Here is a 24,722-nt window from a genome sequence, read left to right on the forward strand (position 1 = left end):
ATGATCAGAAGCTTTATTCATTAATATGACAATTTCACAAATCAAAATTCATCATTTTCGTAATATTGATAATGCTGAGTTATCATTATCTCATCATTTCAACTATATCATAGGTGATAACGGTAGTGGTAAAACCAGTCTACTTGAAGCCATTTATATGCTTGGACATGGACGTGCATTTAGACATATTCAATCCAATCGAATTATACAACACGAACAACCAGAATTAGTTTTATTCAGCCAAATTAAATCAATCAATCAGCAAATTCGAACAATTGGTCTAGCAAAAAATCGTAATAATGATAATAAAATAAAAATTGATGGTGATGAAGGTTTCCGGTTAACAGATTTGGCTAAACTATTGCCAATTCAGTTAATTACACCTGAAGGTTTTGATTTATTAACTGGAGGCCCAAAATATCGGCGTTCATTTATTGATTGGGGATGCTTTCATCATTATCCCGAATTTATTTATCTTTGGAACAATTTGAAGCGTTTGTTAAAACAACGTAATGCTTTACTTAAACAATGTAATAGCTATAATCAATTACTACCTTGGGATAAAGAACTAACCCCAATAGCTGAGAAAATAAGTCAGATTAGAGCAAATTATTCACAACATATTTTTCCAGAGATTATTCATACTTGTCAGGATTTTTTACCTGAATATCAAATTAATTGTCAATATTATCAAGGCTGGGAACACGGTATTGAATATTCAGAAATATTAAATAAACAATATGAAAGAGACAAATTCATTAATTATACATCGGTTGGACCTCATAAAGCTGATATTCGATTACGTATTGATAATATTCCCGTTGAAGATATGTTGTCTCGAGGTCAGTTAAAATTATTAATGTGCGCTTTACGTCTTTCTCAAGGTGAGTACTATTCAAAACAAAACTCACAACCTTGCGTTTACTTGATAGATGATTTCGCTTCAGAATTGGACAATACCAAACGAGAATTATTGGCAAAACGTTTAAAATTAGCTAATTCACAAGTATTTATTACTGCAGTTAGCCAAGATCAGATTACCCATATGATCAATGAAAATGATAAGATTTTTCACATAAAATCTGGTATAATTTCTTAGATATACAGAACGATATAAACAATCAAATAAGTCGAGAAATTCATGTCTAATTCTTACGATTCTTCTAGTATTAAAGTACTCAAAGGGCTTGATGCTGTCCGAAAACGTCCAGGGATGTATATTGGTGATACTGATGATGGAACAGGACTTCACCATATGGTTTTTGAAGTAGTCGATAATGCCATAGACGAAGCATTAGCCGGTTATTGTCACCATATTGAAGTCACTATTCATCCTGATAACTCTGTTTCTGTGCGAGATGATGGTCGAGGTATTCCAACAGGCATTCATGAAGAAGAAGGAATTTCAGCAGCTGAAGTTATCATGACTGTATTGCATGCTGGTGGTAAATTTGATGATAATTCTTATAAAGTTTCTGGTGGTTTACATGGTGTAGGTGTTTCGGTTGTTAATGCCTTATCAAACAAATTAGAATTAATTATTTACCGTGATGGAAAGATTCATCGCCAAATCTATAAACTTGGGGTTCCACAAGAACCGCTTAAAGTTATTGGTGAAACAACGGAATCAGGTACGTATGTTCGTTTTTGGCCAAGTCCAGAAACTTTTACTAATATTGAGTTTATCTATGAAATTTTAGCTAAACGTCTACGAGAACTATCATTTTTAAATTCAGGTGTATCGATAAGACTACTTGATGAACGTACCGGTAAAAGTGAACATTATCACTATGAAGGCGGGATTAAAGCATTTGTTGAATACTTAAACAAAAATAAAAATCCTATTCATCCTAAAATCTTTTATTTTAGTACTGAAAAAGACGGCATTGGTGTTGAAATAGCATTACAGTGGAACGATGGATATCAGGAAAATATCTATTGTTTTACTAATAATATTCCGCAGAGGGATGGTGGTACACACTTAGCTGGTTTTCGAGGCGCCATGACTCGAACGCTTAATAATTATATGGAAACAGAAGGATACAGTAAAAAAGCAAAAATCAGTGCCACGGGAGATGATGCTCGTGAAGGTTTAATTGCTGTAGTATCTGTAAAAGTTCCAGATCCTAAATTTTCATCACAAACCAAAGATAAATTGGTTTCATCAGAAGTTAAATCAGCAGTAGAATCTGTTATGGGTGAAAAATTAGCTGAATACTTACTTGAGAACCCATCGGATGCCAAAATTGTTGTTGGTAAAATCATTGATGCAGCTAGAGCCCGTGAAGCTGCACGTAAAGCACGTGAAATGACCCGTCGGAAAGGCGCCTTAGATTTAGGAGGACTACCGGGGAAACTCGCTGATTGCCAAGAAAAAGATCCTGCACTTTCAGAACTTTACTTAGTGGAAGGGGATTCTGCAGGTGGATCGGCAAAACAAGGTCGTAACCGTAAAAATCAAGCCATTTTACCGCTTAAAGGTAAAATTCTAAATGTTGAAAAAGCACGTTTTGATAAAATGCTTTCTTCTCAAGAAGTAGCAACATTAATTACCGCTCTAGGTTGCGGAATTGGTCGTGACGAATATAATCCTGATAAAATGCGTTATCATAGTATCATTATCATGACCGATGCCGACGTCGATGGTTCACACATTCGTACATTGCTATTAACGTTCTTTTATCGTCAAATGCCAGAAATTATTGAACGTGGTTATGTTTATATAGCTCAGCCACCTTTATATAAAGTAAAAAAAGGCAAGCAAGAACAATATATTAAAGATGATGATGCGATGACTCAATTTCAAATCGCCTTAGCTCTTGAAGATGCATCATTACATGTTAATGATCATGCACCAGCATTAGCTGGCGAAGCATTAGAAAAGCTTATTGCTGAATATCAAAAAGTTGAGAAGCTAATTACTAAAATGGAACGACGCTACCCTAAAGCGCTGCTTTCTGAAATGGTTTATCATGAAGTATTAGAAGAAAATATACTAACAGACCAACAAAAAGCTGAAAATTGGGTAAAAACCATTGTAGAAAAATTATCAAGTAAAGAACAACACGGTAGTAGCTATGGTTATTCGGCCTCTTTTAATGAAAAAACGCAATTATATATACCAATCATAAAAGTAAGAACACATGGCGTTGATACTAATTATGCATTAGACCAAGTATTTATTCATAGTAATGAATATCGAAATATTTGCCATTTAGGATCGCAATTAAAAGATCTTCTTGAAGAGAGTGCATTTATTCAACGGGGAGAGCGTAAACAGCCTGTTAATTCCTTTGAAGAAGCGGTTAATTGGCTAATCCGCGAATCTCGTCGGGGACTTACTATTCAACGTTATAAAGGTCTCGGAGAAATGAATCCCGAACAACTATGGGAAACCACCATGGATCCAACTAGTCGCCGTATGTTACAAGTGACTATCAAAGATGCTATAGAAGCAGATCAACTTTTTACCACATTAATGGGTGATGAGGTTGAACCTCGCCGATTGTTTATTGAAGAAAATGCCTTAAAGGCAGCTAATCTAGATTTTTAAAATTGTTTTTTCAATAAAATAAATAAAAAAACCAGACAAATGTCTGGTTTTTTTATTCTTATTCTGATATATAATTTGGATAACCGTAACTTATATATTCTAAAAACTGTTCTACTTCGTGAGGCGGTTCAACTAACGTTGCCATCATGGATAAAGAGTTATCAAACACAATGATCATTCTTGATGGATTAGGATTATTTTGTATCTCTTCTTTTAGTAATACAATTCGTGAAATTTTTGTTTTCTAGCGATGGTTTAGGTGCCTTTTCTATCCTGATACCAGAGTTTGTATCTTCAATTGGTAACTTTTCATACTTCAATTCTTCTATGAATCTAGGTTCTTCTTTAGAAGGTTCAATAATTGGTTAAAGTGTTTTTTCTAATCAATACAGGAGAAATAATAATAATTTTCGGTATGGTTTCTGAGAATTTATCCTTGTTAAATGGATAAAAAAAGAACAATGAAGCGCCTAATGCGGATAATAATAGAGTTAATAATAACACATTCCACCATCTCCAAAAAAATTTTCGAGAATTTGATACAATTTTGATTGTTGGTAGTTGTATTGAATCTACAAGCAAATTAAGAATGTTCAGATAATGGCCATAATAAGATTTCTTAATTATTTCTAATTCAATATCCTCTTTATGTAATTTTAGTCGTTCTGGCTGAGGAGCTAATTCTTGGAATAAGTCAATTAACCAACTTGTTATCCATTTTAGCTCTAGATACCAAGAAATCTGATCTGAGCAATGTGCCAGACTAAATACTGAACCTTTTTTTACATCATTCTCATTAGGAGCTAAATAAACAACGTATTGCATATTTGCAAAGATTTTAGTATCAAATGCAAAAGTTACACGATGTGTATTGCCATCAGGTTCGTCTCCTTCTGGAATGCTAACAATTCTTACACGTCTCCAGTTATGAGATCCTATATCAAAGCGTTCAAGGGGTATTGATCTTAAAACAGAAACAGGCAACCAAATACCATCATACATTTTTAGTGATTGGTCAACACTAATCTCTGGTGTAGGGGTAACTATAAAAAAGTGATTACCCGGTTCAAAAAATTTACCATTATTGCTATCTTCAATTAATCTAACTAGTGCCCCACTTTCAGAAGGATCGATAAAACTACCATTAATTTTATTGCGCCATTGACTATCTTTTCAATCTATTTTTAACTAAAAATCAATAAATTGAATTCCAAAATTCATTATAAGTGTAACTTCTTGACCATAGTTATGTGTTTCTGGAAGCATATACAACCTTATTGTTTTTTCATCGTAATGGGGAACAAAGCCCCGTTGTCATAAATTCCCTGACAATCAGCTTGATTATTGTTGCCTAATTTACACTGAATCTTAGGTAATTGATATTTGGTATTATCACTACAAATAGCTTGGTTATTACCGACAATACTCAAGTTAGCATTTTGAATACCACTATCAACTTGACCTAGACATTTAACTCCATCGCTACGAGTAACAGTAACTTGACCATTCCTATTTTTAAATTCATAGCTCAATTGTAATGGTTTACCTGTAGCCTTATCTTGAATACCTCCACTCACAGACCATTGTCCATTCAAAAAGTTAGTTGATCTTTGTGTTACTTGAGCTGGAGATAAAGTTAAATTATCGACTTTTTTATCTGGCTTTGCTAAGTACAAGTTACCAACTTTGTCATTTTTATTACTTAAAGTGTTTGAAACTTGATTAATACCACCATTATTTTCAATATTATTTGGTATTACATTTGAATCAACCGTATTAAGAGCATCTACTAAAACATCAGTACTAATAGGTACACCGTTGGTTTCAACTGTATACTTTGCATTATTTTTTGTGCCATTATTTACATCAATTTGCCTATCAATCACGGGATCTTTCGCCATCACCTCTTTTATATCTTGTTTTTTATCGGTTAACGAAAGTTGATTGATATTATTTTCTTTGCAATCTCCTGATGGACCGAAATATCCAATTTGCCAACATCCTCGTAACCTAAATATTGCAAATACAAGCAATAATAAAGGCAACAAACCAAGCATCCATATCAGCCAACGTTTCCAATCTATTTTTTTATCCTCTCAATTTCGATTACTGTTGATGATGAAGGGGATTATTGTAATTGTTTTAAAAACTCTTCATCAGTTAAAACTCGTAATGGTTGCATATCACTTTCACCTCTTATAACTAAAGAGGGATCAGAACGTAAACATGCTCCTCCATAATGCCCGCCTACTGTAAAGGTACATAATTGTAGATAACGATCATCAACTTTCGGCAAACACCAAAGTTCTTGGTAAATATTTTCTTGCTTAGCAAACTGCCCTACGGTTTTATCGAGAATTTGTTCTTGACTACTAACTAATTGAATATCACTTCCACGGCGCCCTGCTATTGGTTTGATGGCATAACCTTTTTTAATCAAGCTATCATTAAGTTTGAACGTTGATTCTAATAAATAACGGTGATTAGGAAATAAAGACCACAAAACAGGCAAAATAGCTTTGTTACTCGGAATAACTGTCCACAGAGGCTCAAAGACTGACACTTCAGGTCGTAAAAGCACATCAATTAACCTTACAGCATTTTCAGGATGCCAAGTACGAATTGGTAAACCGGCAATTTGAGCTTCACTTTCTTCTCGTAGTTGCTCTAAAACGGTTTCCCATGCCCATGTTTTCCACACACATGTGACTTGCCGCTCTTCATCATCGACTAATCGACCTTGCTTATCCCATCTTAACCCATTAAGTCCACGTAGAATCTTGCTATTAAACCCTGCTTGAGTTAAGGCTGTTTGCATAAACAAGGCGTGATAATTTTCCTCACTATCATTATCTTGCATGATATGAACAAAAGCTTGTGCATCGCTATGTGTCCAACAGTTAGCCAAAGAATTGAGTAAACCACAACTTGGGTTCACACCAACATTTAATCCTGCTTGAATCGCCCACTTTTCTAATATATGTCCAGCTTCAGTATGACAAGAAGCGGAATCAGCGTTATACTCGTAAACTTTAAAACCTCGTTCATCCATACAAAAATCTAATCGTCCTGTGATCATTTGATAGCGACGTTGTTGCCATGACAGTCGGAGTCTGGGCCATAATATTTCAGGAATATTAAAATTAACTAATAAGCGATCATCTTTTAAGACTTTATCAGTAGCATGTAAATACATTAAATGTAATTCATTGGTTGCGCGAATTAATTCTTGTTCAGCACTTTCAGAAATACTGAAATAACGATAGTGATCGTCATGGCTGATTTCATGTCCTGTGGCTGATACATAGGCATTTTCAAGTGTATTTAATTCATCGAGCCACTTTTTATCAAATTGATTTTCATTTTCTATATGAGTACTGTGTATCTCCAGCAACAAATTAGATACATTGGGTTGTGGTAAACTATATTCGGTATTATCTGTTTGAATCATCCAACCAAGAATTGTTGTATCATCAAACGTATCATGCAATTGATAACCACTATCTATCCTTGTCATGGCAAGCTCACGTGTCCATTGTTGACCGATTGGCAAACGTGTATGTATCACATTTTGTTCAGCAATCCGAATTTTATCTTCAAATACTTCAGTAATAATAGCAACATGACCGGTACGATCAAAAAAGCCACCATCATCCCAAACCAATAATGCACCTGCTTCTGGGGCTCGTTTACTGCCATTGGCAAAGGCTTGTAAAGGTAAAATGGCTTCATTAATCACTTGTCTTAAAAATCGTAATGAAAATATCTCATGTGCCATGCCCACATCAGTAAATACAATACCGTGATTTAAAAATAAAAATCGCCTTGCAAATTCAACACATTGCCATTTGTATCCCATATATTCATGTCCAGAATAACTGCGAAATGAAGCATCATTAGGGTAAAGATTGGAATCTAATGTTTCATAATCAGATGAATAAATTGCAACACCGCCTGGCGCATAACCTAATAATGTTCCAAAAGATTCTTTGTTATTGGACAAAGATGACATGCTATATTAACCTTATATTTATGAACAAAATGCAAGATAGATTTATCAAGCTATGTTAGAATTTTCTTATCATAGATCAAATTATAAGCTTTAAAAAGCGATGTTTATATTTCCTAATACTTGAAGAATTATAAACCGCCTATATATATTCGTAATTCCTGGTATTCATACCAATAAAATGAACTAATAAAATGAGACATATAAAATTATGCAACAAACAAAATTAAATGAATTATTAGATTTCCCTTGTTCATTCACTTATAAGGTGATGGGAGAAGCAAAACCAGAGTTGGTTGACAAAGTCGTATCCGTGATTCAACGTCATGTACCTGGTGATTATACGCCGTCTGTCAAACCAAGTAGTAAAGGTAATTATCATTCTGTATCGATTACTATTAATGCAACACATATTGACCAAATTGAGAATCTTTATAAAGAATTAGGCGAAATTGATATTGTGAGAATGGTTTTATAATTCTTTGCTTTTTTTTAAAATTTTGTGCAAAATGTGAGCTTCATACTGCAATAATGAGGCTCTAATATGAAACCAGAAACCATTGCCATTCATACTGGCTATACACCCGAGTTAACAACCCACGCTGTTGCTGTACCTATTTATCAAACCACTTCTTATTCTTTTGACAGCACTCAACATGGCGCAGATCTTTTTGATTTGAAAGTACCTGGAAATATTTATACAAGAATTACAAATCCCACTAATGCCGTACTTGAGGCAAGAGTCGCAGCGCTTGAAGGTGGAGTTGGTGCCTTAGCTGTAGCATCAGGTATGGCGGCTATTACTTACGCAATTCAAGCAATCACTTTTTCAGGTGAAAATATCGTTTCAGTTTCTAAGCTTTATGGTGGAACGTATAATTTATTTGCTCATACATTACCTAACTTTGGTATTACAACTAAATTTGCTCCTCACGATGATCTCATCGCTATTGAAAAACAAATTGATAATAAAACTAAAGCCATCTATTGTGAAAGTATTGGTAACCCTTCTGGCAATATTGTTGATCTTGAGGGGTTAGCAAATATTGCTCATCGTCATGGTATTGTTTTAATTGTTGATAATACTGTCGCTAGTCCTGCACTTTGCCGACCGTTTGAATTTGGAGCGGATATTGTCATTCATTCGCTCACTAAATATATTGGTGGACACGGCAATAGTTTAGGTGGAATGATTGTTGACTCAGGTAAATTTTCTTGGAAAGATCATGCTGATAAATATCCAATGTTGAATCAACCCGATCCATCTTATCATGGCGTTTCATATACTGAAACATTTGGTGCGGCTGCCTATATAGCTCGCTGTCGTGTTATCCCATTGCGTAATATGGGTGCTGCATTATCTCCATTTAACACTTTTCTAATATTACAAGGACTTGAAACATTATCTTTAAGAGTTGAACGCCACTGTCATAATACTCTAAAAGTAGCTCAATATTTAGAAGCCCACCCTCAAATTAGCTGGGTAAATTATGCCGGTTTATCAAATCATCCAGAACACCACTTAGCCGTAAAACAGATAAATAATAGTTTGCCAGCTGGTATTTTATCGTTTGGTATAAAAGGAGGTAAACAAGCAGGAGCTAAATTTATTGACGCATTAAAATTAATAATCCGCTTAGTTAACATCGGCGATACTCGTTCATTAGCTTGTCATCCAGCTACCACAACACATAGACAACTTAATGATGAGGAACTGCAAAAAGCTGGGGTCAGTCAAGAAATGATTCGCTTATCAATTGGTATCGAACATATTGACGATATTATTGCAGATCTAGAGCAAGCCCTTACAGCTGCTTCAAATTGATCTTTTGTACAATATTAAAAGAGTCAGATACTAAAAACGATCTGACTCTTTTGATGAAATCAATTATCCTAATATTTTAGCTAATTCTTTTGTTACATCAGCAACCGGCTGAGTTCCATCAATACGAAAATATTGTGTATGCCCTTCTTTAGCTTCATGTTGGTAATAACTAATCAAAGGTTTTGTTAGATCATGATATTCAACAAGACGTTTACGAACAATTTCTTCACTATCGTCTTTGCGAGTAGTCAGTAATTCTCCTGTAACATCATCAATATTTTCAACTTTTGGAGGATTATGACGGATATGATATACACGACCAGAAGCAGCATGAATTCGTCGCCCACTCATACGGTCAATAATCACTTCATCAGGTACATCAAACTCAAGTACATAATCGACATCAATACCAGCAGCCTTCATTGCATCTGCTTGTGGCACTGTACGAGGAAAACCATCTAATAAAAAACCATGACTACAATCACTTTGTGCAATACGTTCTTTCACTAGCGCTATGACCAGCTCATCGGTAACAAGTTTTCCTGCATCCATAAGTGATTTTGCTTGTAGTCCTAATGGGCTACCTGCTTTCACTGCTGCGCGCAACATATCCCCTGTTGAGATTTGTGGGATACCATACTTTTGCATAATAAATTGTGCCTGAGTTCCCTTTCCTGCTCCTGGCGCACCTAATAATATAATTCGCATTAAATAACCTCTTATAACTTTAATATAAATAGTTTTTCTATTCTGGTAAATAATGAAATATCACTTTACTACTTGATATTAAACCATCTGTTTGACATATATAATTGATCGAGCCACAGCCTTTAATCATTTGCGCACTTTGTTGGCAAACTGGACAAATATATTGTTCAATGTAATGCTGTTGGCATTTAGAACAATTAAAATGTTGAGGAGAAATAAGACTCATTTTTTCATTACAGTTCGGGCAAATACCTTCTTGTCCATGATTCACTGCTATTTTTTTTGTCATAATTTATTTTCGACCTCGAACATGTTTCATCAATCGGCGACGCTTACGTTGCTGTGATGCTGTTAGGCTATTTTTTCGACCTTCAAACGGGTTAGATCCCTCTTTAAATTGTATTCGAATTGGTGAACCCATAATTTTTAATGAACGTCTAAAATAGTTCATTAAATAACGCTTATAAGAGTCAGGTAAATCTTCAACTTGATTACCATGAATAACAACAATTGGTGGATTATAGCCACCAGCATGTGCATATTTTAGTTTTACTCTACGACCACACACCAAAGGAGGTTGGTGATCATCTTGTGCCATTTGCATGATTTTTGTTAATAGTGCAGTGTTCACACGACGCGTCGCACAATCATAAGCTTCTTGGATGGAATCAAATAAATTACCAACGCCGCTACCATGTAATGCAGAGATAAAATGGACTCGAGCAAAATCAATAAAATCGAGTCGATCATCAAGAGTCGTTTTGACTTGTTCTTTAATATCTTGTGATAAACCATCCCATTTATTAACAGCTATTACAAGTGAACGACCACTATTTATAATAAAACCAAGTAAGGATAAGTCTTGATCCGATATGCCTTCTCTAGCATCAATAACTAAAATCACCACATTTGCATCTTCAATTGCTTGTAACGTTTTAATAACAGAAAATTTTTCAATAGTTTCAGTTACTTTACCACGTTTACGAACACCTGCTGTATCAATTAAGATATACTCACGCTCATCACGTGTCATTGGTATATAAATGCTATCTCGCGTTGTTCCTGGCATGTCATATACAACAACGCGCTCTTCACCTAATATGCGATTTGTTAGTGTTGACTTACCAACATTTGGACGACCAACAATAGCAACCTTGATTGGTTGGTTTATCAATGATTGAGTATCATCAAGGATATCATCATACGATTCAGGTAGATCGTTAGATAGTTCGTCGTTAACAAAATTATTTTGTTGTTCATTTTTGAATTGAAAAATGGGTTCTAAAACAGTCTCAATTAATGAACTTACTCCTCGACCATGACTAGCTGCGATTGAGTGAATTTTACCTAATCCTAACCCATAAAAGTCAGAAATCGCAATGTCAGCATCAATACCATCAATCTTATTAGCGACTAAAAATGTGGCTTTCTGGCGCATACGCAAGTGTTTAGCGATAGCATGATCAGCAGGCATAGCACCTGCTCTAGCATCTACTAAGAAAAGCACAATATCTGCTTCTTCAATCGCTTGTAGGGATTGCTCTGCCATAAAGCTCTCAACCCCATCTTCAGTTCCATCAATACCACCAGTATCAATGACGATATATTCGTGACCTTTAATTTCAGCTCGTCCATATTTTCGATCACGAGTTAATCCGGGAAAATCAGCAACTAATGCGTCCCTAGTTCGAGTTAACCGATTAAATAAAGTCGACTTTCCAACGTTCGGACGACCAACTAGTGCTATAACAGGTACCATGTATATTCTCTAATTACCTTAATTTTTTGTAAACGCATAAATATCTCCATTTTTTGCTTGGACAATTATTTTATTGTCTACAACTAATGGTCGAGATATTAAACCACTACTACTTATTTCTGTTTTAGCAACGATTTCGCCGCTATCTTTATTTAGCAAATACAAATAACCTTCAAAGTCACCTACAATAATATAATTTTGGTAAATAACTGGATCGGTCAATTGACGATGCAAAAGGCTAGATTGGGTCCAGTCCACTGCTCCACCTTTTTTAGTGATAGCTTGAACATTATCATCTTGATCAACAATGAATATTTGTTGGGAGTCAACAGCAAAACTATGAGTTGATCCTAATTGCTTACGCCAAACAATTTGACCATTACTTAAATCTAATGCCACAACATTTCCATTATAACCAACGGAATAAACCAAATTCCCTTCAACAACAGGTGTAGAATCAACATCGTTCAATTTTGCTATTTCTGTTGAACCTGTCGGTTGAGAAATACGTTGTTGCCAAATTAATTGTCCATCGTTGATATAGTAAGCATTAACTCTTCCACTATCATCACCCACAATGGCAGCACCATGAACGACAGTTGGTGTGGAATTGCCTCGTAACGATAAAGTAGGTGCATCAAGGGTTACATCCCATAGATCTTCACCTGTATTACTGTTTAGTCCTTGTAAAATGCCGTTAGCAGTATGAATAATTAATTTATCCTGAAAAGAGACAGGTCGTGCAAGAACTTCGCCTTTTACATTTTTTTCCCAAATAACTTTACCATTATTGCGATCTAAAGCATAAACAACAGCTCGTTCACTTCCAATGTAAACGTACTTGTCATCAACACTTACTCCACCTGAAAACAAAGCTGTTTTGCTACTAAAAAAAGTACTTTGGGATAAATTTACATCCCATATAGTATGACCATTTGATAAATCAATCGCTTTAACCTGTCCACTGCGACTAGCAACATAAATTATATTATCATAACTGGCAGGCCCTAATAAGGAGTATATTTGCGTATTACCGGCTGTATTATTTCGCCATATTTGCTGAATAGGAAATTGGCTTTTCACTTTCGGTGAAGGTGAAATCTGTACAATCTCTTCTTCACCACCAAATAAAGAACATCCCGCAAGTAAGCAAATTAAAACACTGGAAAAAAAACATTTTGTTAACTTCATATTATATGACCCTTATAGCAGGATAAATTAATTTTTACTTTCTTCAGTTGCTGCTTTGTTCCCTTGTGACTCTTGTTTTTCCTTATCTTTTATTGCTTGTTCATCCTGTTTAGCTTTTAAATATTCTGCTTCGTTTAATTTCATTTTTATATTTGTTTTTAACTCATTAGTTGTTGATGAGGTCAGTGCAAGGTTATATGCATCTACCGCATCACTATAACGGTCCATCTTCACGAAGTTATCGCCACGAATATCATTTACAATTGTCATCCAACTTTTTTCTGATATCTTACTTAATGAAGTTAAACTTTCTTGATATTGTTCTTGCTGATATTGTAAACGAGCTATTCGAATATATGCGATTGCTTTAACTGGTTCTGCATCAGTTTTCTTCAAAGAGTCAGTCAGTAAAACTTGAGCTCCTTTATAATCTTTTAATACTTCTACATAAAATTTCGCCGCATTAAAGCTAGCAAATACACTATAAATAGTATCATCGTTTTTAGCAAAAGCGACTAATTCACCGACAGAATCGGGATTAGTATTATCTAATTTCGCTATTAATTGTTCATATCTTTCTGATGATTCAATTGATTTATCTACTTTATAAGATTGCCAATAACGCCATCCATAAAAAGCTAATAAACCAATTACGATAACTGCAACAATAATTTTCCATGTTTTAGCAAGAAATTCTTTAATTTCTGAAAATTGTTCCTCAGGCGTTAATTGATGACTCACTTTTTTCTCCTATTATCCTTTATTTATAGTATAGCCAAACAAGTTTGAACAATATCTGTATTCGCAACTTCAACTTGTTCACCGCTTAGTAAATTTTTAATGGTTACTGTTTGGTTTTCTATCTCGTTTTCTCCAATAATAACCGCTATTTTAGCACCTAACTTATCTGCCTTGGCAAATTGTTTCTTAAAATTGCTGGAACCATAATTGGTGACAATGCGCTTTTCAGGTAATCCATCCCGTAATTGTTCGGCTATGCATTGTGCTGCAGAGATTGTCCTTTCATCACCTGACGAAATCATATAAATATCAATAGAATTATCAAAATTTAATGACGGATTGACCGCTTGAACTAATAAAACTAAACGCTCAACACCCATAGCAAAACCAACAGCAGGTGTAGATTGTCCTCCTAATTGGCTAACAAGACTATCATAACGACCACCTCCACAAACGGTACCTTGTGCTCCTAAACTACTTGTTACCCATTCAAAAACTGTGCGATTATAATAATCTAATCCACGGACTAATCGTTGATTAATATTGTATTTGATACCAGCATTATCCAATAAGCGACACAAACCGTCAAAGTGCTGTTTAGATTCTTCATCTAAATAATCAAACAGTTTTGGAGCTTCATCTAGCAAATCTTGTACAACAGGATTCTTAGAATCAAGAACTCTTAATGGATTAGTATACATTCTACGTAAACAGTCTTCATCCAATTTATCTTTGTGTTGTTCAAGGAAGTTCACTAAAGCATTACGATAATTTGCTCGAGCGTCAAGAGAACCAATTGAATTAAGTTCAAGAGAAGTATGCTGTTCAATACCAAGCGCCTTCCAAAAACGCGCCGTTAATAAAATAAGTTCTGCATCAATACTTGGCCCTTCAAGCCCAAAGACCTCAACACCAAATTGATGGAATTGGCGATAACGCCCCTTTTGAGGTTTTTCGTAACGAAAAGCAGGTCCTAAATACCAAAGTCGTTGTTCTTGGTTATAAAAAAGACCATGTTCAATGCCCGCACGAACACAACCTGCTGTAATTTCAGGACGCAGAGTAATGCTCTCATTATTACGATCATTGAATGTGTACATTTCTTTTTCAACGATGTCTGTAACTTCACCTACCGCCCTTTTAAAAAGTGCAGTATCTTCAACAATAGGTGTTCTAATTTCGTTATAACCATAGCTATTTAATACACCTTTAACGACTTTTTCAATCTGCTGCCAACTTGCACTATCTGTTGGAAGTAAATCGTTCATTCCTCGTATTGATTGAATTTTTTTCTCTGTCATTTGTTTATTCGCTTTCTTTTAAAATTATAATTCAGTTGTTGAAATTTTATTTTTCAACAATAATGCTTTAGCTCGGATTTTAGCTTCTAATTCGTCGATCATTTGTTCATTATCAATACGGCCTATTCGAACACCATCTTCATAAAAACCACTTTTATTATGGCCTCCAGCAACCCCCATGGTTGAAGCTAATGCTTCTCCTGGACCATTAACCACACAACCAATAATTGAGACATCCATGGGTGTAATAATATCTTCTAATCTTTGTTCCAATATATTTACCGTATTTATCACATCAAATTCCTGACGAGAACATGTAGGGCATGCAATAAAATTAATGCCTCGAGCCCGTATACGCAGTGATTTTAGAATATCAAATCCTACTTTCACTTCTTCTGTGGGGTCTGCAGCTAATGACACACGTAAGGTGTCACCAATGCCTTCTGATAATAATAATCCCAATCCTATAGCCGATTTAATAGCACCACTACGAACTCCACCGGCTTCAGTGATACCTAAATGTAGTGGCTGCTTAATTTGCTTAGCTAACAATCGATAAGCATCAACAGCCGTAAAAACATCTGAGGCTTTTACACTGACTTTAAACTGTTCAAAGTCAAGTCTGTCAAGTATATCAACATGACGCATAGCTGACTCAACAATTGCTTGTGGAGTTGGTTCCCTATATTTTTCTTGAATATCTTTTTCTAATGAACCTGAATTAACCCCAATGCGAATTGGAATATTTTTATCTTTAGCGCAATCAACAACCGCACGTATTCTTGATTCGTTGCCTATATTACCAGGATTTATCCTTAAACAATCCACACCATACTCAGCAACTTTCAAAGCTATACGATAATCAAAATGAATATCAGCAATAAGTGGAACTTTTGCTTGCTGTTTAATAAATTTAAACGCTTCAGCCGCATCCATTGTGGGAATAGAGACACGAACAATATCGACTCCAACACGTTCAAGAGCTTGAATTTGAGCTACAGTTTTTTCTACATCTGTTGTACGAGTATTTGTCATCGATTGAACAGCAATTGGTGCCCCTCCACCAATAGGAACATTGCCGACATAAATTTGGGTAGATTCTCGTCTAATAATAGGTGAATCTTGATGACTCATAACATGCCTAATTATATTACAAAATAACTAGCCAGCAATCTTAACAAGATTTAAAGCAAAAGTCTGTATAAGAATAAGAAAATTTGCTAACTATTAACATGTTTAGATAGTGATGGTGAAATATAATGACTAACTTCCACAAGATTGCTTTTATTTTCTTTATTAACATAATATAGGGTAATACCAAATGCACACAAAAAAACTAAAACAATCATAAAAAATATTTTTTTTCCATATCTTTTTTTATATTTTTGTGAATAACTTTTCATTTCATAGGATTGGTAATGGTGGGATAATTCATTAAGATAAGGTTGATATTCATCAGCAGATAATCCCACAAGTTCAGAATAAGAACGGATATATCCTCTAACAAAAACGAAAGAAGTGCGAATCAATTGTTCTTTTTCAATATCATCAATTATCGCTTTACGGACATGAATCTTATTGGCAATATCATCTTGAGTAAATCCCATTTGCTCTCTTAAATAGGCTAGCTTTCCTCCCAATGAAACGTTATCCATTATCCCCTCATGTCTATAATAATCCCGAAAGATGTCTCATTTTTACATATTTTGATAATTAATCAATTTTTTTCGCACTAAACCACTGAGTTGGCTTTGCTATTTCATCTTGTGCAGCCACCAATTGTAGTTCATATTCTTTTTGTTTTAAAGTTTCAAGCATAACAGCATACACCGCAGCAGTAGTATGTTCTAAAGCTTCTATCAATGATTTCCCAAGTAAAATATTAGCTAAAAATAATCCACTGGTCATGTCACCAACACCAACCGGTTGTCTTATACCAAAATCAACTAACGGTCTACTTATATGCCATGCTTCATTTTGAGTCACGAGTAATATTTCAAAACGATCATTATGATATCCTGCTCGGCTTAGATGCTTAACCAAAATAGCTTTTGGTCCTTTTTTACATATGGTTCGGCAAGCTAATACGGCCTCATCAACATTATTGATAGGCTGTTTTCCGTTGAGCTCTTCGAGCTCAAGTATATTTGGTGCCATAATATCTGCCATAGATAAAGCAGTATTACATAAAAATGCAGATACTCCTGGAGCAACAAAGCAACCTTTTTCAGGATGCCCCATTACTGGATCACAAAAATAAATAGCATTTGGATTAACGGCTTTTGCTTTTTTAACAATCTGAATAATGGCATCACCTTGTTCTGGTGATCCCATATAGCCACTTAGTACTGCATCGCAATGCTTTAATTCATTAATAGCATTAATTCCATCAACAATCTCAATCAAATGAGATGCAGGCATTACCGTTCCAGTCCACTTATGATATTGAGTATGATTAGAAAATTGAACTGTATTTAGAGGCCAAACATTTACACCTATTCGACGCATAGGAAACACTGCCGCACTATTTCCCGCATGACCAAAAACCACATGTGACTGAATCGATAAAATACTTTTCATGGAATTAGCTCCAAATTAATAAGCAATAATATTTTTTACCGCGGCGAAGTAAAGTATAGCGATTAAAAAGTTTATCGCTCTCTGAAAAACGATAATCAGTTGTTGTATTACGTTCACCATTAATTGAAATAGCATTCGATTCAATCATGGTTCTAGCTTGTCCTCGTGATGGTGCAAATTGGGTATTGACAATTGCTTGTTGTAAATCAACGTCACTTTCAACAACAAGGGTTGGCATACCATCTTGGGCAAGTTGTTCTAAATCTGCTTCAGATAGGTCACTTAATCGTCCAGAAAATAAGCTTTCAGTAATTCGTTTAGCTGCATTTAGTCCTTCTTCACCATGTACGAGACGAGTAACCTCCTCGGCAAGAACATATTGAGCACGAGGTGCAACACCACTATTTTTATCTTCTTCCTCTAATGCATCAATTTCATTTAATGGCATAAATGTAAAGAATTTTAAAAATCGATAAACATCAGCATCAGCAGTATTAATCCAGAATTGATAAAATTTATATGGACTGGTCTTTTTAGGGTCAAGCCATACTGCACCACTTTCCGTTTTACCAAATTTAGTACCATCTGATTTTGTGATCAACGGTACAGTCAAACCATAAACTTGTTTTTGATGTAAACGACGTGTTAAATCTATACCACCGGTAATATTACCCCACTGATCAGATCCTCCAATTTGTAAAACAACATTATGAGATTTATTTAAACATGCAAAATCATACGACTGTAATAAACTATAAGAAAATTCTGTAAACGAGATCCCAACTTCATCGCGGTCAATACGTTGTTTTACAGATTCTTTATTAATCATAGCATTAACCGAGAAGTATTTACCAATATCACGTAAAAATGTCAGCACATTCATGCAACCAAACCAATCGTAATTATTGGCAACAATAGCCGATTTTTCACCACAATCAAAATCTAAAAATGGTGAAACTTGTTGTTTTATTTTTTCACTCCATTCAACAACTGTTTCTTGAGTATTAAGTTTACGCTCAACAGCTTTAAAACTAGGATCACCAATTAATCCTGTTGCACCACCAACTAAAGCAACAGGTTTATGACCTGCTAACTGAAAGCGCTTTAAACAAAGTAACGGCACTAAATGCCCTAAATGTAGGCTATCGGCGGTTGGATCAAAACCACAATAAAGCGCAATAGAATTGTGTTCAATGAGTTCTATCAGTGCTTTTTCGTCAGTAAGCTGAGCAATAAGTCCTCGCTCTTGTAGTTGTTTGATCACATTTTTTGTCATAATATTCTACCTATTAATTTTTTTACGATTTATATTTTATTATTTAAATAATAATCTATTGTGTCTTGTTATGATAACGTTTATACGCTTGTTTAAAATGATCTTCCACTATTTCATTAGGTTTTTTATCAAAAAGACTAAAAATCATAATACCAATAGAGGCAAATAAAAATCCAGGAATAAGCGAATAAAGATTAAACCAATTAAAATTAATCCAAAGCAATACAGTTACTGCACCAATTATCATACCAGCTAATGCACCATTACGTGTCATACGTGACCAAAAAACAGAAAATACAATAATAGGTCCAAATGCTGCACCAAAACCAGCCCATGCGTGACTGACCAAATCAAGTACACTGTTATTTGGATTAATTGCTAATAATATTGCGATAATTGATACAATTAGTACCATTATACGCCCTACCCAAACAAGCTCTTTTTGTTTTGCTTTCGGTCTAAAAAATGCACGATAAAAATCTTCTGTTAATGCACTTGAACAAACTAATAACTGGCAACTTAGAGTACTCATAACCGCAGCTAAAATAGCTGCCAGCAAAACACCTGCAATCCAAGGATTGAAGAGTAATTTTGACAATTCAATAAAAATACGCTCATGTTTACCATTATTGATCAGATAAGATAAATCAGGATGATGGGCAAAAAACGCAATACCAAAAAAACCAACAGTAATTGCGCCTCCTAAGCATAAAAGCATCCATGTCATACTAATTCTACGAGCATTTTTCATCACATCATGGGAGTCTGCAGCCATAAATCTAGCTAAAATATGAGGTTGCCCAAAATATCCAAGCCCCCATCCCAATAGTGAAATAATAGCGACAAAATCCATATGAGCAAATAAATTAATGTAATTAGGATTAAGCGACTCAATATAATTCATTGCATCAGTAAATCCACCTGAGTTTATCATAACCATGATTGGCGTTAAAATAAGTGCAAACATCATTAAACTAGCTTGAATCGTGTCAGTCCAACTTACTGCTAAAAATCCACCAATAAATGTGTAAGCTATCGTTGCTCCAGCACCGGCTAACATAGCCCACCCATAACTCATACCAAATGTACTTTCAAACAATTTCGCTCCCGCAACAACACCGGAAGCGCAATAAATAGTAAAGAAAATAAGAATAATGATAGCTGAAATAATACGAAGTAATGAGCTTTTATCATCAAATCGACGAGCAAAGTAATCGGGTAAAGTTAAAGAGTTATGGTTAATTTCGGTAAAAACACGCAGTCTCCCAGCAATCAGTAACCAATTAAGATATGCACCAATTATTAAACCAATTGCAATCCAGCTTTGTGAAATACCAAATAAAAAAACAGCACCAGGAAGTCCCATCAACAACCAACCACTCATGTCAGAAGCTCCAGCAGAAAGTGCTGTCACCACGCTACCGATACGACGTCCACCTAATATATAATCACCAAAGTTTTGTGTTGCGCAAAACGCAAAAAAACCAATTGCAATCATTCCTAAAATGTACACAGCAAAGGTGACAATCATTGGTAACGACATTTTTATAATATACCCTGTAAAATGAAATTAAAAATAGTTGGCTAGCTTATCATAAAAAGCTTATGCTAAAAAGCAGGCTATTTATGGATATCTGTAAGCAAGAAATAAAAGATAACTTAATGCTAACATTAAGAATATTCAACTTATATAATAATAGCTATGTTTCTTTCATAGGTATGGGCTATTTAAAAACTCAATTTAACTTACAGATAAACCCTAAATTAAAGTATATAATAAACGGTAAATTACTTTTAGATATAACTATTTTGTGAAACAATTAACTCGAATTCAAATTTTAGAAAGACTGAAAGAACACATTAAAGATCCAACAACGGAGCTTGTATACAAGACTCCTTTTGAATTACTTATTGCGGTTGTACTTTCAGCTCAAGCTACTGATATTAGTGTCAATAAAGCAACAAAACCATTGTTTTCTGTTGCCAATACTGCTGAACAAATTTTAGCGCTTGGCGTTGATAAATTAAAAGACTTTATTCGCACAATTGGTCTTTATAATAGCAAAGCGGAAAACATCATAAAAACATGTAAAATATTAGTGGATAAATATCAAGGTCAAGTACCAGAAAACTTTGATTCACTTATTGCATTGCCTGGTGTTGGCCGAAAAACTGCAAATGTAGTATTAAATACTGCTTTTGGTTGGCCAACAATTGCGGTTGATACCCATATCTTTCGTGTCAGTAATAGAACAGGTTTCGCACCAGGTAAAACAGTAGAAGCTGTTGAAGAAAAATTATTAAAAGTTGTACCGGAAAAATATAAAATTAATTGCCACCACTGGTTAATTCTACACGGTCGTTATACTTGTATTGCCAGAAAACCTAGATGTGGTGCATGTGTAATTGAAGATCTGTGTGAATTTAAAGAAAAAATTTACCCTGAGTAAAAAATAATGCTAGATAAATATAAATTAACCCAAGATGATATCAACTTATTTAAAAATAGCTTTGGAGATGCCAAAAAGTTAAAACAAGATACTGTGCTACACAAACCACAAAAGCGTTCACAAAAAGTAATAGAAATCCAAAAACAGCAATATGAAAAAATTAATGCTGAATTTTATTTTTCTGACGATTATCAACCACTATTACAAGAAGATCCCATTCGATATAGTAGAAAAAATGCTGATCCTAACGAAGTTAAAAAATTACGACGCGGTTTTTATGAGCCTGAATTTTTTTTAGATTTACATGGCTTAACACAACAAGAAGCCAAAAAAGAGATAGCCGCGCTTATTGCAGCTTGTTTGCGAGAAAAAAATCCTTGTGCATGTATTATGTATGGACATGGAAAAAACATATTAAAAAAACAAACACCAATGTGGCTTGCACAGCACCCAAAAATTCTTTGCTTTCATCAAGCACCAAAAGAATTTGGGGGCAATGCTGCGTTACTTATTTTATTAGATATCAATGATGAATTAGCAAATAATTAATCATTGCCAATTAAAACATTTGAATATATATCAAAATCTCGCCAAATTTTTATCACTAATGCTCTACTTGCAATATTTACAGTTGTATAAGTATATTACTAATGAGTAACAATAAATTATGTAGAGATTCATCATATATTATTCACAAGAATTATAACGATGATTAATTACTGTCATATAACGTATATGAATATTTTAAAAATAATTAAAATTGAATAATAAGGTATGAATACTTTATATTGAAAATGTGTCTTAGAAATAGAAATTCAATATCAATATACGATAACAAATATAATTTAATATTATGAAAGCAAAAAAGCCAGCCTAGATAAGCCAAGCTGGCAAACATTGGAAGCAATGTGAGCAATGTCATACTTTATTAGAAATCTTTCAGAGTTCTAATAAAGCACAAATTAATGATAATGATTCTCATTATTAAAAGCAAGCGTTTTTTTGGACTTTTTTAAAAATAAATTTTCCATACATTATTTTAAAAAAAGATTAATATCCAACCAAATAAAAAAGAAACGAAATGAGTAGAGGCGGTTGCCTCTACTTGTAATAGATAATTTTATAAAGTAGCTAAATTTGATAGAATGTAGAATAGAGTACAAACTTTCTTATTTTTGATAAATGAATTCAATACCCTCTTCATCACTTTCGTCCCAATCATCAAAATCATCATCAAAAGCTTCATCTATTACTTGTTGGTGATAATCATCCCACATAAATTCTACTTTTTCAGCTGATGATTCTTCTTGTTCAGCTTCACGCGGATGAGCATTCATGTATTCCATCAAATCCCAACAAAGAGCTTTTACTCCTTCATGTTTAACTGCAGAAATAACATAAAATTTGTCTTGCCAATCAAGTGCTTTAGCAATTTCTCCTGCACGTTTAGCACTCTCTTCAGCACCCAACACGTCCATTTTATTAAATACTAACCAACGTGGTTTATTGGCTAATTTTTCACTATACTGATGTAATTCCTGGATGATTACTTTTGCATTTTCAATAGGATCAGATCCATCTATGGGAGCAATATCAACCAAATGAACTAATACACGGCAACGTTCAAGATGTTTTAAAAAACGAATACCAAGACCGGCTCCATCTGATGCGCCTTCAATTAAACCTGGAATGTCAGCAACAACAAAACTTTGTTCATTATCCATTCTTACTACACCCAAACTTGGAACTAAAGTTGTAAATGGATAATCAGCAACTTTTGGTTTAGCGGCAGAAACTGAACGAATAAAGGTTGATTTACCCGCATTTGGTAAACCTAACATTCCCACATCAGCAAGTAACAATAATTCCAAAAGCACATCACGCTTTTCACCTGGAGTTCCATCGGTTTTTTGTCTTGGCGCGCGGTTTACAGATGATTTAAAACGGGCATTACCCAAACCATGGAATCCACCTTTAGCAACTAATACTTTTTGTTGGTGGTGTGTTAAATCACCGATAATTTCACCAGTGTATTTATCGGTAATACGTGTTCCTACTGGTACTTTAACAGTAATATCTTTGCCTCGTTTACCTGTACAATCTGAACCTTGACCGTTTTGTCCGCGTTCTGCGCGATAATTTTTTTCAAATTGAAAATCAACCAATGTGTTTAAATTTTCATCGGCAATAAAAAATACATCACCTCCATCGCCGCCGTCTCCACCATCAGGACCGCCTTTGGGTATATATTTTTCTCGACGAAAACCCACACAACCATTTCCACCATCACCGGCCTCTACTCGGATTGAAGCTTCATCAACAAATTTCATTATTCTTCCCCTTTTTCCGGTTAATTAGCCAACCTTTTCTTGGATGCCAAATATGGTGTCCAATAGTTGCAAACATAGCACCTGCAACAACAGATATTGCACCAATATAACCTAAAATATTTAAATATTGCATAGCAAATTTTTCTGGCCAAATTAACGCAAACAAATCGGAAAAGATTAGTGCAAATAATGGCGTTAAAGTTGTTATAGCGCTAACTTGTGCTGCTTGCCAGCGTTCCATGGCCATCACTAATGCACCATAAGCAATAATGGTATTTAAACCACAAAATATGATAGCAAACAATTGTGTACCGTCGGCATTAGCTATAATACTCGGTGATGCAAAAGGCCATAAAAAGACAGCACAAATAAGGTAAATTAACCAAAGTAACTGTTCCGCACGTAATTTTTGCAATAAAACTTTTTGAGCCAGCGCATAACCTGCCCATGAAACCGAAGCAAGTAAAGCGAGCCATACGCCAATGCCATAAGTAGACATATTAGCAAAAAGATCAACAATATTTTTATTAAAAAATAGCCCTAATCCAATCAACAATATTGTTATACCAATAATTTGCGTTGTTCTTAACCTTTCTTTAAAAATAAATGCACTTGAAATCATAAATATTACAATACCCATTTGACCAACAACTTGAGCTGTTGTAGCACTAAGATACTGCACTGCTGTAGCAAATAATGCAAAATTACCTAATAAACCAAAACCTGCAACCATCAACAAAATAAAACGACGACGTTTTTTAAAAATGGCTAAATTTGGAAATTGTTTTTTAAATGCAAGCCAAATAGTAATACCAATTGCCGAAATAGAAAGTCGTGACCATGCTAAAGTTAATGGGTCAATAACGACTAACGCATATTTCATTGCAATCGGCACAACGCCCCACATCACCGCAGTTAATATGGCCAACGCAAAACCTAATTTTACATTTTGCTGTTTTATCATATTGCAACTAATTTATAAGAATTTCAAGAAATGAA

22 protein-coding genes are annotated in these 24,722 nt (G+C 34.6%); 6 read left to right on the forward strand and 16 right to left on the reverse strand.

Features of this window, described 5'->3' with window-relative positions; translation table 11 throughout:
- The first annotated feature begins 25 nt into the window (after positions 1 to 25).
- Positions 26 to 1,099 carry a DNA replication/repair protein RecF gene (recF, locus tag J4T76_RS03965; RefSeq protein ID WP_267340355.1) on the forward strand — a complete coding sequence of 358 codons (1,074 nt, stop codon included), beginning with the start codon at positions 26 to 28 and terminating at the stop codon, positions 1,097 to 1,099.
- Positions 1,100 to 1,141: 42 nt separating this feature from the next.
- On the forward strand, positions 1,142 to 3,553 hold the full coding sequence (gyrB, locus tag J4T76_RS03970) for a DNA topoisomerase (ATP-hydrolyzing) subunit B (RefSeq protein WP_267355843.1): 2,412 nt from the start codon (positions 1,142 to 1,144) through the stop codon (positions 3,551 to 3,553).
- Positions 3,554 to 3,907: 354 nt separating this feature from the next.
- Here the strand turns inward: gyrB and J4T76_RS03975 are convergent, their stop codons facing one another.
- The 3 genes from J4T76_RS03975 to gss form a co-directional block, all read right to left on the reverse strand.
- The gene (locus J4T76_RS03975; protein ID WP_324123789.1) at positions 3,908 to 4,702 is read right to left on the reverse strand and encodes a virulence factor SrfB; all 795 of its coding nucleotides are present in this window, start codon (positions 4,700 to 4,702) and stop codon (positions 3,908 to 3,910) included.
- A 125-nt stretch (positions 4,703 to 4,827) separates the two neighbouring features.
- A complete protein-coding gene (locus tag J4T76_RS03980) occupies positions 4,828 to 5,610 on the reverse strand; it encodes an SrfA family protein (protein ID WP_267354626.1) in 783 nt (260 codons plus the stop codon).
- Positions 5,611 to 5,681: 71 nt separating this feature from the next.
- A complete protein-coding gene (gss, locus tag J4T76_RS03985) occupies positions 5,682 to 7,565 on the reverse strand; it encodes a bifunctional glutathionylspermidine amidase/synthase (RefSeq protein ID WP_267345461.1) in 1,884 nt (627 codons plus the stop codon).
- Positions 7,566 to 7,773: 208 nt separating this feature from the next.
- On the opposite strand from gss, the gene ybeD reads away from it, so the two are divergent.
- Entirely contained in the window at positions 7,774 to 8,040 is a 267-nt protein-coding gene (gene ybeD, locus J4T76_RS03990) for a DUF493 family protein YbeD (protein ID WP_267340351.1), read from the forward strand.
- A gap of 66 nt (positions 8,041 to 8,106) precedes the next feature.
- Entirely contained in the window at positions 8,107 to 9,387 is a 1,281-nt protein-coding gene (locus J4T76_RS03995; protein ID WP_267340350.1) for a bifunctional O-acetylhomoserine aminocarboxypropyltransferase/cysteine synthase, read from the forward strand.
- Positions 9,388 to 9,450: 63 nt separating this feature from the next.
- On the opposite strand, the gene adk is transcribed toward J4T76_RS03995, so the two are convergent.
- From adk to putP, 11 genes are all read right to left on the reverse strand, one after another.
- Positions 9,451 to 10,095, reverse strand: a complete 645-nt coding sequence (gene adk, locus J4T76_RS04000) for an adenylate kinase (RefSeq protein ID WP_267340349.1) — start codon at positions 10,093 to 10,095, stop codon at positions 9,451 to 9,453.
- A gap of 37 nt (positions 10,096 to 10,132) precedes the next feature.
- Positions 10,133 to 10,384: a YfgJ family double zinc ribbon protein gene (locus J4T76_RS04005; RefSeq protein ID WP_267340348.1), complete on the reverse strand. Its 252-nt coding sequence runs from the start codon at positions 10,382 to 10,384 to the stop codon at positions 10,133 to 10,135.
- A gap of 3 nt (positions 10,385 to 10,387) precedes the next feature.
- The gene (gene der, locus J4T76_RS04010; RefSeq protein WP_267340347.1) at positions 10,388 to 11,854 is read right to left on the reverse strand and encodes a ribosome biogenesis GTPase Der; all 1,467 of its coding nucleotides are present in this window, start codon (positions 11,852 to 11,854) and stop codon (positions 10,388 to 10,390) included.
- Positions 11,855 to 11,872: 18 nt separating this feature from the next.
- Complete coding sequence (gene bamB / locus J4T76_RS04015; RefSeq protein WP_267340346.1) at positions 11,873 to 13,045, reverse strand: outer membrane protein assembly factor BamB; 1,173 nt, start codon at positions 13,043 to 13,045, stop codon at positions 11,873 to 11,875.
- A 27-nt stretch (positions 13,046 to 13,072) separates the two neighbouring features.
- On the reverse strand, positions 13,073 to 13,786 hold the full coding sequence (locus tag J4T76_RS04020; protein WP_267340345.1) for a YfgM family protein: 714 nt from the start codon (positions 13,784 to 13,786) through the stop codon (positions 13,073 to 13,075).
- A gap of 23 nt (positions 13,787 to 13,809) precedes the next feature.
- Positions 13,810 to 15,087 (reverse strand): histidine--tRNA ligase, encoded by a 1,278-nt coding sequence (gene hisS / locus J4T76_RS04025; RefSeq protein ID WP_267345462.1) that lies wholly within the window; start codon positions 15,085 to 15,087, stop codon positions 13,810 to 13,812.
- A gap of 24 nt (positions 15,088 to 15,111) precedes the next feature.
- On the reverse strand, positions 15,112 to 16,221 hold the full coding sequence (ispG, locus tag J4T76_RS04030) for a flavodoxin-dependent (E)-4-hydroxy-3-methylbut-2-enyl-diphosphate synthase (RefSeq protein WP_267340342.1): 1,110 nt from the start codon (positions 16,219 to 16,221) through the stop codon (positions 15,112 to 15,114).
- Positions 16,222 to 16,307: 86 nt separating this feature from the next.
- Entirely contained in the window at positions 16,308 to 16,742 is a 435-nt protein-coding gene (locus tag J4T76_RS04035; protein WP_267340341.1) for a helix-turn-helix domain-containing protein, read from the reverse strand.
- A 58-nt stretch (positions 16,743 to 16,800) separates the two neighbouring features.
- Entirely contained in the window at positions 16,801 to 17,667 is an 867-nt protein-coding gene (gene pdxY / locus J4T76_RS04040; protein ID WP_267355845.1) for a pyridoxal kinase PdxY, read from the reverse strand.
- Positions 17,668 to 17,671: 4 nt separating this feature from the next.
- Entirely contained in the window at positions 17,672 to 18,943 is a 1,272-nt protein-coding gene (tyrS, locus tag J4T76_RS04045) for a tyrosine--tRNA ligase (protein ID WP_267355847.1), read from the reverse strand.
- 55 nt (positions 18,944 to 18,998) lie between these two features.
- The gene (putP, locus tag J4T76_RS04050) at positions 18,999 to 20,492 is read right to left on the reverse strand and encodes a sodium/proline symporter PutP (RefSeq protein WP_416380253.1); all 1,494 of its coding nucleotides are present in this window, start codon (positions 20,490 to 20,492) and stop codon (positions 18,999 to 19,001) included.
- 262 nt (positions 20,493 to 20,754) lie between these two features.
- Between putP and nth the strand changes: the two genes are divergently transcribed.
- Both nth and smrB read left to right on the forward strand, forming a co-directional pair.
- Entirely contained in the window at positions 20,755 to 21,393 is a 639-nt protein-coding gene (nth, locus tag J4T76_RS04055) for an endonuclease III (protein ID WP_267340336.1), read from the forward strand.
- Between the two features lie 6 nt (positions 21,394 to 21,399).
- Positions 21,400 to 21,942, forward strand: a complete 543-nt coding sequence (gene smrB, locus J4T76_RS04060) for an endonuclease SmrB (protein ID WP_267340335.1) — start codon at positions 21,400 to 21,402, stop codon at positions 21,940 to 21,942.
- Between the two features lie 620 nt (positions 21,943 to 22,562).
- Here smrB and cgtA read toward each other — a convergent pair.
- Positions 22,563 to 23,723: an Obg family GTPase CgtA gene (gene cgtA / locus J4T76_RS04065; RefSeq protein WP_267340333.1), complete on the reverse strand. Its 1,161-nt coding sequence runs from the start codon at positions 23,721 to 23,723 to the stop codon at positions 22,563 to 22,565.
- Entirely contained in the window at positions 23,710 to 24,687 is a 978-nt protein-coding gene (locus J4T76_RS04070) for a DMT family transporter (RefSeq protein WP_267340332.1), read from the reverse strand. Before J4T76_RS04070 ends, cgtA begins: the two co-directional genes overlap by 14 nt.
- Between the last annotated feature and the right edge of the window lie 35 nt (positions 24,688 to 24,722).

Source organism: Gilliamella sp. B3022, assembly GCF_028751545.1.
Lineage (GTDB): Bacteria > Pseudomonadota > Gammaproteobacteria > Enterobacterales > Orbaceae > Gilliamella.

What these genes read in the sequence shown, in the direction of transcription:
- J4T76_RS04035 (WP_267340341.1), bottom strand. Translation starts at nt 16,742, where the DNA reads ATGGATAACGTTTCATTGGGAGGAAAGCTAGCCTATTTAAGAGAGCAA.
- hisS (WP_267345462.1), bottom strand. Translation starts at nt 15,087, where the DNA reads ATGACAGAGAAAAAAATTCAATCAATACGAGGAATGAACGATTTACTT.
- J4T76_RS04070 (WP_267340332.1), bottom strand. Translation starts at nt 24,687, where the DNA reads ATGATAAAACAGCAAAATGTAAAATTAGGTTTTGCGTTGGCCATATTA.
- ybeD (WP_267340351.1), top strand. Translation starts at nt 7,774, where the DNA reads ATGCAACAAACAAAATTAAATGAATTATTAGATTTCCCTTGTTCATTC.
- pdxY (WP_267355845.1), bottom strand. Translation starts at nt 17,667, where the DNA reads ATGAAAAGTATTTTATCGATTCAGTCACATGTGGTTTTTGGTCATGCG.
- J4T76_RS03995 (WP_267340350.1), top strand. Translation starts at nt 8,107, where the DNA reads ATGAAACCAGAAACCATTGCCATTCATACTGGCTATACACCCGAGTTA.
- recF (WP_267340355.1), top strand. Translation starts at nt 26, where the DNA reads ATGACAATTTCACAAATCAAAATTCATCATTTTCGTAATATTGATAAT.
- bamB (WP_267340346.1), bottom strand. Translation starts at nt 13,045, where the DNA reads ATGAAGTTAACAAAATGTTTTTTTTCCAGTGTTTTAATTTGCTTACTT.
- J4T76_RS04005 (WP_267340348.1), bottom strand. Translation starts at nt 10,384, where the DNA reads ATGACAAAAAAAATAGCAGTGAATCATGGACAAGAAGGTATTTGCCCG.
- gyrB (WP_267355843.1), top strand. Translation starts at nt 1,142, where the DNA reads ATGTCTAATTCTTACGATTCTTCTAGTATTAAAGTACTCAAAGGGCTT.
- der (WP_267340347.1), bottom strand. Translation starts at nt 11,854, where the DNA reads ATGGTACCTGTTATAGCACTAGTTGGTCGTCCGAACGTTGGAAAGTCG.
- J4T76_RS03980 (WP_267354626.1), bottom strand. Translation starts at nt 5,610, where the DNA reads ATGCTTGGTTTGTTGCCTTTATTATTGCTTGTATTTGCAATATTTAGG.
- smrB (WP_267340335.1), top strand. Translation starts at nt 21,400, where the DNA reads ATGCTAGATAAATATAAATTAACCCAAGATGATATCAACTTATTTAAA.
- adk (WP_267340349.1), bottom strand. Translation starts at nt 10,095, where the DNA reads ATGCGAATTATATTATTAGGTGCGCCAGGAGCAGGAAAGGGAACTCAG.
- tyrS (WP_267355847.1), bottom strand. Translation starts at nt 18,943, where the DNA reads ATGACAAAAAATGTGATCAAACAACTACAAGAGCGAGGACTTATTGCT.
- ispG (WP_267340342.1), bottom strand. Translation starts at nt 16,221, where the DNA reads ATGAGTCATCAAGATTCACCTATTATTAGACGAGAATCTACCCAAATT.
- cgtA (WP_267340333.1), bottom strand. Translation starts at nt 23,723, where the DNA reads ATGAAATTTGTTGATGAAGCTTCAATCCGAGTAGAGGCCGGTGATGGT.
- gss (WP_267345461.1), bottom strand. Translation starts at nt 7,565, where the DNA reads ATGTCATCTTTGTCCAATAACAAAGAATCTTTTGGAACATTATTAGGT.